Source organism: Pseudomonas sp. NPDC077649 (assembly GCF_044542855.1).
GTDB lineage: Bacteria > Pseudomonadota > Gammaproteobacteria > Pseudomonadales > Pseudomonadaceae > Aquipseudomonas.
This window is the reverse complement of the sequence record NZ_JBITVF010000001.1, coordinates 884,998-900,914: the sequence shown is the minus strand read 5'-3', so window position 1 is coordinate 900,914 and position 15,917 is coordinate 884,998. Positions and strand designations below refer to the sequence as shown.

The 15,917-nt window shown below is 64.9% G+C and carries 12 protein-coding genes and 1 pseudogene; 7 read left to right on the top strand and 6 right to left on the bottom strand.

Annotation, left to right across the window (positions count from 1 at the left end; translation table 11 throughout):
- Positions 1–291: 291 nt before the first annotated feature.
- Complete coding sequence (hhe, locus tag ACIGFL_RS04030) at positions 292–6,021, top strand: DUF4011 domain-containing anti-phage protein Hhe (protein WP_397496213.1); 5,730 nt, start codon at positions 292–294, stop codon at positions 6,019–6,021.
- A gap of 283 nt (positions 6,022–6,304) precedes the next feature.
- Here hhe and ACIGFL_RS04025 read toward each other — a convergent pair whose 3' ends face one another.
- The 3 genes from ACIGFL_RS04025 to ACIGFL_RS04015 form a co-directional block, all read right to left on the bottom strand.
- Positions 6,305–6,859, bottom strand: coding sequence for a cysteine hydrolase family protein (locus ACIGFL_RS04025; protein ID WP_397496212.1), 555 nt, complete (start codon positions 6,857–6,859; stop codon positions 6,305–6,307).
- 38 nt (positions 6,860–6,897) lie between these two features.
- Positions 6,898–7,722 (bottom strand): alpha/beta fold hydrolase, encoded by an 825-nt coding sequence (locus ACIGFL_RS04020; protein WP_397496622.1) that lies wholly within the window; start codon positions 7,720–7,722, stop codon positions 6,898–6,900.
- Positions 7,723–7,867: 145 nt separating this feature from the next.
- A complete protein-coding gene (locus ACIGFL_RS04015) occupies positions 7,868–8,986 on the bottom strand; it encodes an SMP-30/gluconolactonase/LRE family protein (RefSeq protein WP_397496211.1) in 1,119 nt (372 codons plus the stop codon).
- Between the two features lie 229 nt (positions 8,987–9,215).
- On the opposite strand from ACIGFL_RS04015, the gene ACIGFL_RS04010 reads away from it, so the two are divergent.
- Positions 9,216–9,599 carry a helix-turn-helix domain-containing protein gene (locus ACIGFL_RS04010; RefSeq protein WP_021442926.1) on the top strand — a complete coding sequence of 128 codons (384 nt, stop codon included), beginning with the start codon at positions 9,216–9,218 and terminating at the stop codon, positions 9,597–9,599.
- Here ACIGFL_RS04010 and ACIGFL_RS04005 read toward each other — a convergent pair.
- Together ACIGFL_RS04005 and ACIGFL_RS04000 are read right to left on the bottom strand one after the other, a co-directional pair.
- Positions 9,586–10,548: a helix-turn-helix domain-containing protein gene (locus tag ACIGFL_RS04005; protein WP_397496210.1), complete on the bottom strand. Its 963-nt coding sequence runs from the start codon at positions 10,546–10,548 to the stop codon at positions 9,586–9,588. The genes ACIGFL_RS04010 and ACIGFL_RS04005 overlap by 14 nt on opposite strands.
- A 117-nt stretch (positions 10,549–10,665) precedes the next feature.
- Positions 10,666–10,982: pseudogene (locus tag ACIGFL_RS04000) on the bottom strand (3-alpha domain-containing protein); the annotation flags it as partial.
- A gap of 189 nt (positions 10,983–11,171) precedes the next feature.
- On the opposite strand from ACIGFL_RS04000, the gene ACIGFL_RS03995 reads away from it, so the two are divergent.
- Both ACIGFL_RS03995 and ACIGFL_RS03990 read left to right on the top strand, forming a co-directional pair.
- Positions 11,172–11,411: a hypothetical protein gene (locus tag ACIGFL_RS03995; protein WP_031302844.1), complete on the top strand. Its 240-nt coding sequence runs from the start codon at positions 11,172–11,174 to the stop codon at positions 11,409–11,411.
- A gap of 111 nt (positions 11,412–11,522) precedes the next feature.
- Entirely contained in the window at positions 11,523–12,116 is a 594-nt protein-coding gene (locus ACIGFL_RS03990; protein WP_397496209.1) for an NTP transferase domain-containing protein, read from the top strand.
- Here ACIGFL_RS03990 and ACIGFL_RS03985 read toward each other — a convergent pair.
- Positions 12,113–13,003 carry a LysR family transcriptional regulator gene (locus ACIGFL_RS03985; protein WP_021443593.1) on the bottom strand — a complete coding sequence of 297 codons (891 nt, stop codon included), beginning with the start codon at positions 13,001–13,003 and terminating at the stop codon, positions 12,113–12,115. The two genes, ACIGFL_RS03990 and ACIGFL_RS03985, sit on opposite strands and share 4 nt — an antisense overlap.
- Before the next feature lie 104 nt (positions 13,004–13,107).
- On the opposite strand from ACIGFL_RS03985, the gene ACIGFL_RS03980 reads away from it, so the two are divergent.
- From ACIGFL_RS03980 to ACIGFL_RS03970, 3 genes are all read left to right on the top strand, one after another.
- Positions 13,108–13,806 (top strand): CoA transferase subunit A, encoded by a 699-nt coding sequence (locus ACIGFL_RS03980; RefSeq protein WP_021443594.1) that lies wholly within the window; start codon positions 13,108–13,110, stop codon positions 13,804–13,806.
- Between the two features lie 12 nt (positions 13,807–13,818).
- On the top strand, positions 13,819–14,475 hold the full coding sequence (locus ACIGFL_RS03975) for a CoA transferase subunit B (protein ID WP_397496208.1): 657 nt from the start codon (positions 13,819–13,821) through the stop codon (positions 14,473–14,475).
- Positions 14,476–14,655: 180 nt separating this feature from the next.
- Entirely contained in the window at positions 14,656–15,834 is a 1,179-nt protein-coding gene (locus tag ACIGFL_RS03970; RefSeq protein ID WP_397496207.1) for an acetyl-CoA C-acetyltransferase, read from the top strand.
- The last annotated feature ends 83 nt before the right edge of the window (positions 15,835–15,917 follow it).

Below are 15,917 nucleotides of genomic sequence, written 5' to 3'. Positions count from 1 at the left end.
GGGTGAGGATGTTCCGCTTGATAAATCAGTGCCCTGAGCGCAATACCGGAAATCTGCAAAACCCGCGCATTCGGCAGCCTGGGGCTACTAAGACGCCATTACGCTTTACCACATCCAGTCAGCCCGCTACTGTGACGCGAACGCAGTCACAGTTTTGCCGCACGACACCAGGGACGGCTTCAGCAAGTGCAGTAGCGCCTCAGGCGCCTCCTAAGCCCCCGCCATCCCAGCTGTCCTGACTCGACAAGCTCGGCCTGCATCTGCCTCTACGTTTCCCGATGGATGAATTACATGACGGCGCAATCTCCAGCCAACCGGCCTTTGACAGCCAATGAAAGGAAGCTCGTGCAGGACTGGATACTGGATCTGGTCCCTGGAGACGGCGCCGCAGTAGGCAATAAGACACTGAAGCAGCGCCTTGAACAGAAGGCAGAGCTTCACGACTTCGCCGTTACCGACGAAGACTATTGGTCAATTCGGGAAGACTTGATCGCGTTAGGCAAATTGCAGAAAGGAAGCGGCCGAGGCGGCTCGGTGTTTCGCCTCGATAAAAACTGGAAGGCCAGCAATCAAGAGAGCGAAATCGACAGCCAATCCAGCTGGGAGGATCTTGATGACCCTACCAGCGAAAGCCCGGAAAGCCTGGAAAAGCTGCGTAGCCGCCTTCTTGATCTCAGTGCGAGAAACAGGCTGCTGAACTTCTCTCATGCTCGCTCCAAGCGTTTTGCGCGAATTATCGACGAGCTTCCTGATCAGCTTTTCGAATCGCTGACGAGCGATCAGACTATGCGTTTCGCTCCGGTTCCCGAACCGACAGAGCGCCAGCTGATCGAGCAGGGCTACCTCAAGTACGACGAACAAACAGGTAGTGTCAGTGAGCTCAAGAAACCGCCAACTGCGGAGACTTGGGCACAGATCCTCGGCATGGAAACCAGCTACGAGCTGCCTTCATGCTCAGAGGAGCCTAGCGACAAGCACGCTGACGACGCCATCCAAACCCTGTATTACCCCACAGAGCTTGAGTCACGACTGCAGATCCTGCATGCGCAGTCGCGCCTCTCTCTGGATGAAACCGGCGCCAACATCCTCTACCTGGCACTCGGCTTCCTCGAATGGGACGAGTCAATAGTCGGGAAGAACAGCGCGCGCCTCGCCCCTCTCATGTTGCTACCCGTCCGCCTGGAGAAAGGGAAGCTCAACCCCAAAACAGCAACCTTCGACTACGAGGTTCTGTATACCGGCGAAGACATCCTCACCAATCTCTCGCTACGGGAAAAACTACGCCGCGACTTCGGCATTGCACTGCCACGCATCACTGAAGATCTGCTGCCCGAAGAGTATTTCGCTCGTGTACGGGAGACCGTTCTCGAAGTGAAGCCTGACTGGAAGCTGCACCGCTTTGCCTCCTTGGGCTTGTTCGAGTTTGGCAAGCTGATGATGTATCTGGACCTTGAGCCTGGCAAAAATCAGGTGCTACTCCAGAGCAACCTGGTGCAGAGGCTGATTGGCCTAGCAGATAGCGAACGCCCCGAATCTGCTGCCAATGGATTCAGCAGCGAGCACGCCATCGACGAACTCCAAGATGTACACCAGAACTACCCGCTGATTGATGACGCGGATAGCTCACAACACAGCGCACTGGTCGATGTAATGCTTGGCGAAGACTTGGTGATCGAGGGGCCGCCCGGCACTGGCAAATCGCAGACCATCACCAACATGATCTCCGCGGCCATGGCACAGGGCAAAAAAGTGCTCTTCGTAGCGGAAAAACGCGCTGCGTTGGAGGTTGTTAAAAACCGGCTAACGCGCGCCGGACTGGGAGAGTTCTGCCTGGAACTACACAGCCACAAAAGCCAGAAGAGCGCAGTGGCCGCCAGCATTGGGCAGCGTATCAGTAACCGAGGCAGCTACCGCCAGCCAGGTCAGCTGAACGACTTGATCAACAACTACGAGCGACTGAAGCAGCAACTCAACGATCATGTCCGACAGCTGCACACTATCCATTCCAATACCGGGCTGACTGCTCACCAGGTTCTGATGCAAGCCACACGCTTGCGTGAAAGCCTGGCCATCCGCCCTGCCGACTTCCACCCTGCTAGCACAGCCAACCTGGATAGAAACCAAGTTCATGAGCAGGCAGGTTACTTTGCTCACATCTACACCAAAACGGCTGAGGAAGCAGGCCAGAGCGGCCAACTTGAAACTCACCCATGGTTTGGCTGCACCAAGACGCAAATAAGCGGGCTAGAGCGATCCGACCTCCTGCTCCAGCTGAAAAACGCAATAACAGCACTTGATGAGCTAGGCGCGGCGCGAACCACAGCCTCGACCAGCCTTAAAGCAGCTGAGGTTGCCTCGCTCTCCCCCAAAGCCACCCAGCAGTTGGCAAGCGCCCTCACGGCCATGCCAATGCCCAAAGGCGACGAGGATTGGGACTTAATCAGCCGGCTCGATGCCTCCAGCTGTGAGGCGCTCCAGGCCTGGCTAGAAGGCATGGACCAGTTGATGGAGCAACAAGTAAACCTGCGCCAGGCCTTGCACCCCAGCGTCATCGGATCTCCTCAAGCCCTCGAAACGATCAAGAAATCCTGCGCACAGATACGGCAGCACAACGACAGTAACGGCCTGAAACTGGATGACCTTCTGGAGCTGATCCAAGAAGCCCAAGAGCTCATTGATGAAGCCCCCAAAGCTCAACTGCTGATTCAAACCATCGCGAAAGCACCAGCCATCCAGTCGCTCAAAACTGACAAGCAGGGCATCGAGCAGCTGGGTCTGTTGCTTGAGCTCTTGCTACAGATGCCTATTGCCCTGGCGGAGTGGCGCCACAAACGTTTCGAAGATGCCTCGCTGGACAGAATACTTCCCGAGCTCAGTGAGCTTTTAGCCGACATCAAACAGCTCGAAGCGCAATCCGCCAGCGTCTTCACCCTCGACCGCCTAACCAATCACACACGGCTTGAAGACCTGCAGCGCGTGCTCGCTGACAGCTCATTGTTCCGCTGGTTCAAAAGTGGCTGGCGAGCAGCCAAGGCCGAAGTTCTTGCCATGGTACGGCCAGGCATCAAACTGAAGGCGGCTCTTCAGGCACTGCCAGACGGCATAGCCTACAAGCGTCAGCAAAACCGCCTGGCAACCGAGCCCACCTTCCGCGAGGCGCTCGGCGAGCACTTCAGAGATGAAGGAACCAAAACCGCCGAGCTGATTGCCCTGCGCAATTGGTACCGCACACTGAGGGACAAGTGTGGGCGCGGCTTCGGTGGCAGCGTCTGGATTGCAGAGTATCTGCTCAAAGAAAGTGCCCAGGTGCTGGAGCACTTTCTGGGCGATGCCAGCGAATTGAAAGAGTACCTCTCGGACGTACTATCCCATCGCAGTGAGCTGGAAAACACTCTCCTCTTGGATGGCCACCAACTCAAGTCAGAAGACTTGTTAGCTCCCCATGGCCTGTATATGCGGCTCATCAAGGAGCTGGGTGGCGCACTCGATGCGCTACTGCCGCTGATTAGCGAGCAGGCCCCGACAACCGGCCGCGTACTGGCACTCGCACAAGCGGTTGAGAGCTGGCAGGAGCGCGCCGCAGCCCTGCAGAACAATGCCGAGCTGCTCGCGTGCTTGGCGGGAGAAGAGCTGCCCCGCTTCGATAACCTGGCCGAGGCGCGTGGCCGCCTGATTGCCTGGCGCCACACCGTGTCCTTCGTTCGCCCGATCATGGCGCTATCGATACGCCACCTGCTGGTGCCCCAACTTGCAGCCTGCAATACCAAGCAGGCCGAACAACTGGTTAGTGACTGGAACACCCTAGGCCAGCAACTGGCGGAGGCTCTGCGGGCCTGGGAGCAAGCCTTTGCGGGCTTTATCGAAAAAGCCGAAGTAGAACCGGCGCATTGGTGGAAGCGCGTCGATCTGGACGACCTCACAGCCCTCAAACAACGCCTGCAGTGGGCAGCGCAAAATGAAGAGCTGCTCGAACACTGGCTGGAGTACCGCCGCCTGCGCAAGCGACTTGCGGACTTGGGCTTTGAAGCGGTGATCTTCGCCACCGAGAACCAAACACTTGCGGCGGATAGAGTCAAAGATGCTTGCCTGCTGGGCCTTATGGATCTCTGGGCCAAACAGATACTCGAAAACAATCCAGCGCTGGGACAATTCTCAGGAAAGGATCAGGAGGCCATCCGCGCTCGCTTTGCCGAGATAGACAGCCAGCTCACCAAACTGCAACGCGAGCAGTTGGCGGCAAAGATCGATCAACACAAGGTTCCGGAAGGCAACAACTCCGGCAAGGTAAAGGATCGCACTCAGCTCGCCCTGCTCAAACACGAGGCGGGCAAGAAGACTCGCCACGAATCCATTCGCTCGCTCATGCTGCGCGCCCCCGAGGCGCTGCAAGGGCTGAAGCCCTGTTTTATGATGTCGCCCATGGCCGTTGCTCAGTACCTACCGGCCGGCAAAGTGCACTTCGACATCATCGTCATGGACGAAGCCTCGCAGATGCGGCCGGAAGAAGCCCTCGGTGCCATCTCTCGTGGCAGCCAGCTAGTTGTCGTCGGCGACCCCAAACAGCTGCCGCCCACCAGTTTCTTCTCCCGCCAAGGTGGCGATGATGACGAAGAAAGCGACGAGCTCTCTCTGGCGCAGGATTCGGAAAGCATCCTCGAAGCGGCCATGCCGCTGTTCAAGCTGCGCCGTCTGCGTTGGCACTATCGTTCGCGCCACGAAAGCCTGATCGCCTTCTCCAACAAAGCCTTCTACGACAGCAACCTGGTGGTCTACCCATCACCTCACCGCGAATCGAACGAATTCGGCGTGAAGTTTGTACGTGTGTCTCGCGGCCGCTTCGTCGAACAACGCAATGTTGAAGAAGCCGATATCGTCGCCAAGGCCATCGAACACCATTTGCTACACCGCCCCGAAGAGTCGCTCGGCGTCGTAGCCATGAACGTCAAGCAAGCCGAACAAATCGACCGCGCTCTGGAGCAACTCGCCAAGCAGAACCCAGCACTGCAGGAAGCCTTCAGTCGTAACGAAGAAAGCGACGAGCCTCTATTCATTAAGAACCTGGAGAACGTCCAGGGTGATGAGCGCGACGTCATCTACATCTCCACCACCTACGGCCCAATGGAGATCGGCGGCAGCGTGCCCCAGCGCTTTGGCCCCATTAACGGCGCTGACGGCTGGCGTCGCCTCAACGTGCTGTATACCCGTTCCAAGAAGCGCATGCAGGTGTTCGCCTCCTTCACTGCCAGCGACGTGGTTGCGACAGGCACATCCAGTCGTGGCGTACTGGCCCTGCGCGACTTCCTGCAGTTCGCCGAATCCGGGCATATGCCACATATCCGCGAGACAGGCAGAGCCTCAGACAGCGACTTCGAAGTTGCTGTCATCGAAGCCCTGGAGCGCCATGGCTATCAGTGCGAGCCGCAAGTAGGTGTCGCCGGCTTCTTCATCGATCTCGCAGTGCGCGATCCCGGCCAGCCTGGTCGCTACCTGATGGGCATCGAGTGCGATGGCGCGGCCTATCATTCGGCCAAGTCAGCCCGCGACCGCGACCGCCTGCGCCAAAGCGTGCTGGAACAGCTAGGCTGGCGCATTCGTCGCATCTGGTCGGTGGACTGGTTTCGCAATGCCAAGCTGCAACTCGAACCTATCCTCCAGGAGCTAGCCGCCCTGCGCACCGAGCCTGTCATAGAGGCAGAGCCAGAACAGCCCGAAGAACAGATCATCCAGCAAGTCGCCGAGGAGCAGAGCCAGCACGCCAAGTGCATCGCCCAGGAAGGCGGCACCAGCCTGCGCGAGAAACTGCTCTACCTGGATCAGCAGATCATCCGCCCTGCCCTGCCAGACACCCCGGACAATCGCCGCCTGCTGCGCCCCGCCATGCTCGAAGCCTTGCTGGAGTTCACGCCGGCCGACCGCAGCGAGTTCCAGCAAATGCTACCGGGCTACCTGCGTGACGGGACTGACCCCGCCGAGGGCCGTTTCATCGACGACGTGCTCTCTTTGATCAGTGATTACGCCTAAGGCATTTCCACAACACGCTGTACGGCGTGGATAATCCGCGCCTACGCACCACCTCATAACTCAGGCAGTCATACACAGTGATCACAGGCGCCATTAGATCCCAAGTCGATCAGATCTGGAACGCATTCTGGAGCGGCGGCATCTCCAACCCCATGGAGGTCATCGAGCAGATGACCTACTGATTCGCCCGCCAGGGCGCCGTGGCCACCTCGCCCCCGCTCGGCGCCCAGCGGCATTGCCCCCGGCATCGCGACCAACGTCATGCTCTGTTTCATGGGGCCTCCTAGAGCGCCTGCAGGTACTCGGCCGTGGAGATCACCGGCGCGTAGCCGAAGCGGAGCGCCGCCATAAAGGCCGCATGTACCTGCTCGGCGGGCACCTTCACGCCGTTGAACTCCAGATCGAGGGTGGCGCAGGCATCGTGCAGCACGGTGGTGGCGTAACCGAAATCCACGGCGGCGCGGGTGATGCCGTCCACGCACATATGGCTCATGTTGCCCACCACCACCACGGCCTCGATGGCGTGCCGATCCAGCACGGCCTTGAGCTCGGTTTCCCGGAAGGAGTTGATGTAGTGCTTGAGCACCACCGGCTCGTCAGGCTGATTGATCACGCTGGGGTGCAGCTGCGCGCCTTCGCTGCCGGGGCGGAAGAACGGCGCGTCGGCGCTGGTGAACTCATGGCGGATATGCACGACCAGATCGCCGCGCTCGCGGAACACGGCGATCACCTGCGCCGCCTTGGCCGCGGCGGCCTCGACCTTGCTCAGGGTCCACAGGCCGCCGGGAAAGTAATCGTTCTGGATATCCACCACGATCAGGGCTGTCTTGCTGCTCATGTGAATGACCTCTCAATGGGGGCGAACAACGCTGCCGCCTAGCTGCGCAGGAAGGCCAGCATGTCGGCGCCCAGCTGTTCCTTGTGGGTGTCGGTGATGCCGTGCGGGGCGCCGGGGTAGATCACCAGCTTGGCGTGCGACACCAGCCTGGCCGATGCGCGTGCGGCGGCGTCCACCGGGACGATCTGGTCGTCGTCGCCGTGCAGGATCAGCGTGGGGATGGAGAACTTCTTCAGGTCTTCGGTGAAATCGGTCTCGGAGAAGGCCTTGATGCAGTCGTAGGCGTTCTTGTGCCCGGCCATCATGCCCTGCATCCAGAAGGCGTCGATCACCCCCTGGGAGGCCTTGGCGCCGGGGCGGTTGTAGCCGAAGAAGGGGCCGCTGGCGACGTCGCGGTACAGCTGCGAGCGGTCGGCCAGGGAAGCGGCGCGGATGCCGTCGAACACCGAAAGTGGCAGGCCGCCGGGATTGGCCTCGGTCTGCACCATCAGCGGCGGCACCGCCGCGATCAGCCCGGCCTTGGCCACCCGCGCCGTGCCGTGGCGGCCGATGTAGCGCGCCACCTCGCCGCCGCCGGTGGAGAAGCCGAACAGCGCGGCGCCGCGCACGTCCAGCTGATCGAGCAACTGGGCCAGGTCGTCGGCATAGGTGTCCATCTCGTTGCCGCTCCAGGGCTGGCTGGAGCGGCCATGGCCGCGACGGTCATGGGCGATCACCCGGTAGCCGTTGCTGGCGAGAAACATCATCTGCGCCTCCCAGCTGTCGGCGTTGAGCGGCCAGCCGTGGCTGAGCACCACAACCGGGCCAGTGCCCCAGTCCTTGTAATAGATCTCGGTGCCGTCGCGAGTGGTGATAGTGCCCATGGTCTTGCGCTCTCCATTCTCTGGTTGCGGGCGGCTTGCCGCGGGGCCACTGCCGCGCGTGCAACCGCCCAGGGGTAACAGCAGCGCCGTGGCCAGCGCGGCGGAGCCGAGCAGCAGGTGGCGACGGCCGTGGTTCAGCGGTGGTTCAGGGTATTGCGGCATTGGCAGACGCTCCTCTGCTAAGCGACGGCGGCAGGCGCACGCGCATCAGGTTCCAGGTGCTTACCCGCTCCTCCCACTCGTCGCCCTCGGCGGGCGTCAGCGGCAGGGCCAGGTTGCTGACCAGCATCCACTCGCCCTGCACCACGCTGCTGGCGGGAAACAGCAGGCCGCGCGGCGCGCCGTTGCCGGCGATGCCCTGAAAGCCGCCCGCGCGCACGCGGATCAGGCCGCGTTCGTCGAGGCCGAGCAGCTGGTCGACCTGATTGGCCAGCAGCCACAGCAGGCCGTCGTGAAACAGCAAGCCGTCGGCTCCCGGCAGGCTCTCGGCCAGCACCCGCAACTCGCCGCTCGCCAGGTTCAGGCGCAGCAGGCGACCGTCGCCGGCGTTGTTGATATAGAGCCGGCTTTCGTCGGCATTGAAGGCCAGGCCATTGGCGCCGAACGGCAGAAAGCCCGCGGTGGCCAGCAGCGGATCGCGCGACAGCACTTCCAGCATGCAGGGCGCGCAGCGCGTGGCATTGGCGATGCGATACAGCGCGCCCTGGAAGGAGTCGGAGACATAGAGATCGCCATTGCCGGCGAACACCAGGCCGTTGGGCGCCGGCATGCCGCTGGCGCCGAAGTGGATCCGGTCCTGGCTGCCGTCCGGGTTGGCCACGTTGCGCGGGGCGGGCACGGCCGGGCTGAGCCGGGGGAAGTCGAGCAGGTCCTCGACCGGGCTGTCCGCGGTGAAATCGGCCGCGATGCGTTGCAGCTTGCCGGCGCCGAAGTTGAGGATATAAATCTGGCCATCGGCATAACCCACGCCGGTCAGCGGCGTCGCGGCAAAGGCGCGTTGCGCCAGCAGCCGGCCATCGGCGGCATAGCGCAGCAGCTGGTTGTTGCGCACGCTGGCAGGTTCGCGCGCATCGAAGGTGCCGACGTAGATTTCACCGTTGCCCGGGTTGGCGGCGAGCCCTTCCGGGTAGCGCACCCCGGCGGGCAGCTCGACGAACGGCTCGACCTCGAGCACCTGCGGGCCCAGCGCCTCAGCCCGCACAGCAGCGGGCGCGGCGGCCAGCAGCAGGCTCAGGATGCCCATTCGACACTGCGACAGACTCATATCGCCTCCACTCGCGTCGACCACGCTCGAACGCTTCAGGGGGGCTCGTCAGGGCGCCGAATGCCGGGGCAGCGGATGGCGAGCGATGCATCGATGGTCGCTGCGCGCGGCAGCAGGCAGCTACGTAAAATCGGCAAAGTTGCCAGGCGCCGTGGATTTGCCTGTTTTACGTAGTCGCAGCGCCCGTCTCGGCCCAGTCTGGAGGCGTCGCCCTCGCCAGGACACTGCCATGCCACCGCGCATCACGCCGCGCCAACGCGCCCGGCAGGCCTCTCACGAGCGCTTGCTGCAGCGGGTGCTGGAGTCGTTGCCGCTCGGCTGCGGGCGCCCGCCGCGCCTGGCCGAGCTGTGCCGCAGCGTCGGGGTCAGCGAACGCACCCTGCGCAGCGCCTTCGTCGCCACCCTGGGCATGGCGCCGGCACGTTATCTGCGCCTGCGCCGCCTGCACCTGCTGCGCGCCGCCCTGGCGGTCGCCGATCAGCATCAGAGCAGCGTCACGGAGATCGCCCGGCGCTTCGGCTACACCGATTGCGGGCGCATGGCGGCGGACTACCACGCATTGTTCGGCGAGTACCCCAGCGTCACCCTGCTGCGCGGCGTCAACCCTGGCTGAGCGACGGCGGCCGCGAACGGCGGCTGCGCAGCGACTGCGACGGCAGCTCGCCGAAGTAGCGCCGGTAGAGGCCGGCGAAACGGCCGAAGTCCCACACGCCGAAGCGCGCGCAGATCTCGGTGATGGTCTCCCCCGCCGCCGCGTGCAGGATGGCGCGGCGAATCGCGTGCAGGCGGTGCTGCATCAGGTAGCGGTGCGGGCTCATGCCCAGGTAGCGGGTGAACAGGTTGCGCAGCGTGCGCTCCGAGGTGTGGCAGGCCTGGCACAGGTCGGCCATGTGCAGCGGGGTATCCGGCATGGCGTCGAGCAGTTCCAGGGCCCGGCGCAGTATCGACTGGTGGTTGTGCCGGCCAGCGGCGGCGGATGGCGCCGGCGTCACCGGCAACAGGCTGCGGAACACCCGGTCCAGCAGTTCGCCGCGCGCCGCGCACTCGGCCGCCGGGGCATGCAGCTCCTGCGGTGCACAGTGGTCGATGCGCAGCAGGCGCAGCGCCAGCCAGACCAGCGGCGCCAGGTCCTGCTGGGCCAGGCAGACCAGATTGCGCGCAAGCATCGAGGCGTCGAACTCGTCCTCGTGCTGCTGCGCCCAGCGCAGCACCAGTTCGCAGGACATGGCCACGGTCATCCAGCTCGCCGGCTGGCTGGCGTCGATATGGAACATCGCCTCGGGTACCATCCAGCCGATCAGCCGCCGATCCAGGCGCTGGCCGCCCAGCACGGTGCACTCGTGCCGGCTCAGGGGCAGGAAGATATTGAAGAAACCGGGCAGGCCGACGCCGCTGTAGACGGTACCGGCGCCCTCGCGGCCGAACATCAGGGCCACGCCGTCCAGCTCGACCACGCGCAAACGCCAGTCGCGCTGCTGCCGCGAACGCAGCACGTAATGCCCCTCGACCCCGTACAAGGCCTCTTCGAACTCGTCGAAGTCGGCGCAGATCAGCCGGCTCATGCTGCCCCCAGGAAAGCGCCCTGCGCCGGTACTGGACAGCCGCAGATCAACGCGCGAGTCCAGTGTAGAAGCATTCGTATCCGCTTGCCGCGCCGGCGATCGGTGGCCGGTGCGGCGTTATTCGGCCGCGTCCCGGCCCTGCAGGCGAGGTGCCCAGTCCTCGACCTGCCCTGCTCCAGCCGCCGCTCCAGGGTGCGCCGCCACGACGGCACCAGCGGCAGGGTCAGGCATTCGCGCAGCAGTTCGCTCTCCACCCGCTTGTCGAACAGCACCGCCGAGAGACGGCTCAGTGGCCAGTCGGCATGGGCGCGCTCGACCAGTTGCAGGTGCTCGCCGGCGCCGACCACCCCCTCTTGCAGCACCCGGTAGTACCAGCCGGTGCGCCCGGACTGCTGCACGCGCAGGGCCAGCGTGGCGACGCCGAAGCGGTCGCTTGTCGATGGCGCTGCGCGAACCCGGTCGACTGAACGGCTGTGCGCGGCCGGTGAGCAGCGCGTCGAGACGAATACCGGGCAGGCTCATGTCGCCACCTCAGCGGCTTGATGTTCGCGACAGATCAGCGCCGCATCGGCGGCCGCCAGTCACTGCGCGTTCTGAGCGCCCCATCGTCGAGCGAGAACTACATGAACAGATACCGACTCATGGTGCGCAAGGGCGCCAGGCTGTTGGGCCATTTCGAATCCGCTACCCCCTGGGTGCGGGAGGCCGTGCAGGACATCTCGCGCTGCCTGGCCGGCGCCGGCCACGACCTCGAACTGCTGGTGGCCGACGGCGAGCGGCGCCTGCTGGACTGCGCTCCGGATGGCATCCGCCTGCTCGCCAGCGAACCTCTGTTCAAGCGCGCCGAGCTGCAGCCGTGGTGACCGGGCGAGGCGCTCGCGGCGCCCGTGGCGGGTTATGCTGAGCCGTCTTCGCCCGCGCTTGCCGGCGGGCAAGCCCCTTCGACCTCGCCACCCATGCAGTGGAAACCGCCCATGGCCATGCCCACCCCGCCCCTCGCCGTCGCCGCCCTGATGCTGGCCGCCGGCTACAGCCGCCGTTTCGGCGCCGACAAGCGCCGCGCGGCCCTGGCCGACGGCCGCTCGCTGCTGACCGCCAGCCTGGCGCTGCCCTGTGCGGCGCTGAACGAGGTGTGGCTGGTGCTGCGCCCGGACGAGACGCCCGCCGAGCTGGGGCTGCCGGCAGCCGTGCGCATCGTCCAGGACCCGGCCAGCGCCCAGGGCATGGGCCATAGCCTGGCCGCCGGGGCGCGGCGCCTGCTGGCCGAATCGTCGGCGCAGGCCGTGGCGATCTTTCTCGCCGATATGCCGCGGATTCGCCGCGACAGCCTCGACGCCCTGCTGGCGCAAGCCGACGCCGAGTGCATCCTGCTGCCGAGCTATGGCGGCAGCCGCGGCCATCCGGTGCTGTTCGGCCGCCGCTTCTGGCCGCAGCTCGCCGCCCTGAGCGGCGACACGGGCGCCAAGTCGGTCATCCAGCAGCACCCGGGCGCGGTGCGGATCGTCGAGCTGGACGATCCGGGTCTGGTGCTGGATGTCGACACCGCCGAGGACTGGCGCCGCCTCTAAGCCTCGGCCCCCGCCTGGCGCATCAGCGTCTCGCTCAGCGCCTGGGCGGCGCGGGACAGCTGGTGCCCTGCCAGGTGCAGCAGGCCGACGCGGCGGGCGACCTGCGGCTCGCGCAGCGGCAGGCAGCGCGCGCCCAACTCCTCCATCTGCCGCCGGCACAGGCTGGGCACCGCGCTGACGCCCAGGCCCTCGGCGACCATGCGCCCCACCGTCACCAACTGATGGCTCTCGAAGGCCACCGGCAGCTTGCCGTGCGTGGCGATGACGCTGTCCTCCAGCAGCAGGCGCACCGCCGAGGGCCGCTGCAGGGTGATGAAGGGCTGTTCCAGCAGCTGCGCCCAGCTCAGCTCGGCGCAGGCGGCCAGGGCGCTGGCGGCCGGCACCACGGCGACGAAGCGGTCGTCGTACAGCGCGGTGAATTGCAGGCCGTCGAGGGTCGCCGGCTCGAAGGCGATGCCCAGCTCGACGCGGCGATCGCGCACCATCTCCAGCACCTGCTCGTTGATCACGTCGTGCACCGTCACCCCCACCCGCGGATGGGCGTCGCGGAAGGCGCGCAGCGCCGCCGGCAGGCGGTTGCCGGCGAACGAGGGCATGGCCGCCACCGCCACCCTGCCCAGCTGCAGGCTGAAGTGCTGGCGCAGCAGGTCCTCGGCGTTGTCCCAGTCGGCCAGCAGGCGCACGGCGATCGGCAGCAGGGTCTCGCCCTCGGGGGTCAGCGCCACGCTGCGGGTGGTGCGCACCAGCAACTGGCCGCCGAGCGACTCCTCCAGGTTCTTGATCGCCAGGCTCAGCGCCGGTTGCGACAGGTGCAGGCGTTCGCAGGCCTGGGCGAAGCTCAGGTTCTGCGCCACGGCGAGGAAGGCGCGCAGCTGCTTGACGGTCATTGATTTGCTTACCTGATTAATTCAGAGGAAAAACAAACTTAACAAATCACTCCCCAGAGCTGAAGCTTGGCCTCACCCCGGATAACAACAAGAGGCACCCCGAGATGAGCGGACTCGACAAGCGCGTCGGCAGCTATGAAGAAGCCCTGGACGGCCTGCAGGACGGCATGACCGTGCTGGCCGGCGGCTTCGGCCTGTGCGGTATCCCCGAAAACCTGATCAAAGAGATCCGCCGCCGCGGCGTGCGCGACCTCACCGTGGTGTCCAACAACTGCGGCGTCGACGGTTTCGGTCTCGGCGTGCTGCTGGAAGACCGGCAGATCCGCAAGATGGTCGCCTCCTACGTCGGCGAGAACGCGCTGTTCGAGCAGCAGCTGCTGTCCGGCGAGCTGGAAGTCGAACTGACCCCGCAGGGCAGCCTGGCCGAGAAGCTGCGCGCCGGCGGCGCCGGCATCCCCGCCTTCTTCACCGCCACCGGCTACGGTACCCCGGTCGCCGAGGGCAAGGAGGCGCGCGAGATCAACGGCCGCCACTACATCCTCGAGCCGGCCATCACCGGCGACTTCGCCATCGTCAAGGGCTGGAAGGCCGACCACTTCGGCAACGTGGTCTATCGCCACACCGCGCAGAACTTCAACCCGGTGGTGGCCACCGCCGGACGCATCACCGTGGTCGAGGTGGAGGAGATAGTCGAGCCCGGCGAGCTGGACCCGACGCAGATCCACACCCCCGGCATCTACGTCGACCGGCTGATCTGCGGCAGCTTCGAAAAGCGCATCGAAAAACGCACCCTGCGCGCCTGAGGAGAGACGACCATGGCTTTGACCCGTGAACAGATGGCCCAGCGCGTCGCCCGCGAATTGCAGGACGGCTACTACGTCAACCTCGGCATCGGCATCCCCACCCTGGTGGCCAACTACGTGCCCGAGGGTATGCAGGTGATGCTGCAGTCGGAGAACGGCCTGCTCGGCATGGGCGCCTTCCCGACGGAAGCCGAGATCGACGCCGATATGATCAACGCCGGCAAGCAGACCGTCACCGCGGTCAAGGGCGCATCGATCTTCAGCTCGGCCGAGTCCTTCGCCATGATCCGCGGCGGCCACGTCGACCTGACCGTGCTCGGCGCCTTCGAGGTGGACGTGCGCGGCAACATCGCCTCGTGGATGATCCCCGGCAAGCTGGTCAAGGGCATGGGCGGCGCCATGGACCTGGTGGCCGGCGCCGACAACATCATCGTCACCATGACCCACGCCTCCAAGGACGGCGAGTCCAAGCTGCTGGAGCACTGCAGCCTGCCGCTGACCGGCTGCGGCTGCATCCGCAAGGTGCTGACCGACCTGGCCTACCTGGAAATCGAGAACAACGCCTTCGTCCTGCGCGAACGCGCGCCGGGGGTGAGCGTCGAGGAAATCGTCGCCAAGACCGCCGGCAAGCTGATCGTCCCCGACCACGTGCCGGAAATGAGCTTCTAAGTTGTCTACCGTCTCGAAGGCGCCACCACGCACGGCGTCTTCGGGGCGTTTTTAGTTCGGCCAGATGGGGCTTGTGGCAGAGGCTTTAGCCGCGACTGGAAACTCGCCGCTAAAGCGCCTCCCACGGCTCTGGTATCGCACTGCAGCGTGGAGCGATTCGCGCTCGCCTAGGAGTCAAGCATGCAAGACGTCGTCATAGTCGCCGCCACCCGCACTGCCATCGGCAGCTTCCAGGGCAGCCTGGCGGAGATTCCCGCGCCCGAGCTCGGCGCCATCGTGATCAAGCGCCTGCTGGAGCAGACCGGCCTCGACGCCGCCCAGGTCGATGAAGTCATCCTCGGCCAGGTGCTCACCGCAGGCTCCGGCCAGAACCCCGCACGCCAGGCGGCGATCCGCGCCGGCCTGCCGCATGCCGTACCGGCCATGACCCTGAACAAGGTCTGCGGCTCGGGTCTGAAGGCCCTGCACCTGGCCGCCCAGGCCATTCGCTGCGGCGACGCCGAGGTGATCATCGCCGGCGGCATGGAGAACATGAGCCTGGCCCCCTACGTGCTGCCGAAAGCCCGTACCGGCCTGCGCATGGGCCACGCCCAGCTGCAGGACAGCATGATCCTGGACGGCCTGTGGGATGCCTTCAACGACTACCATATGGGCATCACCGCGGAGAACCTGGTGGAGAAATACGGGATTTCCCGCGACGCCCAGGACGCCTTCGCCGCCGCCTCGCAATTGAAGGCCTGCACGGCCATCGAGACCGGTCGCTTCGATGCCGAGATCGTTCCGGTGCTGATCCCGCAGCGCAAGGGCGACCCCGTCGCCTTCGCCCGTGACGAGCAGCCGCGCGCCGGCACCACCGCCGAAGCCCTGGCCAAGCTCAAGCCGGCGTTCAAGAAGGACGGCAGCGTCACCGCCGGTAACGCTTCCAGCCTTAACGACGGCGCCGCTGCCGTGCTGCTGATGAGCGCCGAAAAAGCTCAGACCCTCGGCCTGCCGGTGCTGGCCAGGATCAAGGCCTACGCCAATGCCGGCGTCGACCCGGCGATCATGGGCATCGCCCCGGTCTCGGCCACCCGCCGTTGCCTGGACAAGGCCGGCTGGAACCTCGCCGAGCTGGACCTGATCGAAGCCAACGAAGCCTTCGCCGCCCAGGCCCTGGCGGTCGGCCAGGAGCTGGGCTGGGACGCGGCCAAGGTCAACGTCAACGGCGGCGCCATCGCCCTCGGCCATCCCATCGGCGCCTCGGGCTGCCGTGTGCTGGTGACCCTGCTGCACGAGATGATCCGCCGCGACGCGAAGAAGGGCCTGGCCACCCTGTGCATCGGCGGCGGCCAGGGCGTGGCGCTGGCCATCGAGCGCTAAGCCAAAGCCGTAGCTTGGGTCGAGGGGCGCAGCCCCGAAGCCCAACCAGGCAACGACGATAACCAGCTCGGCCTCGTGCCGGG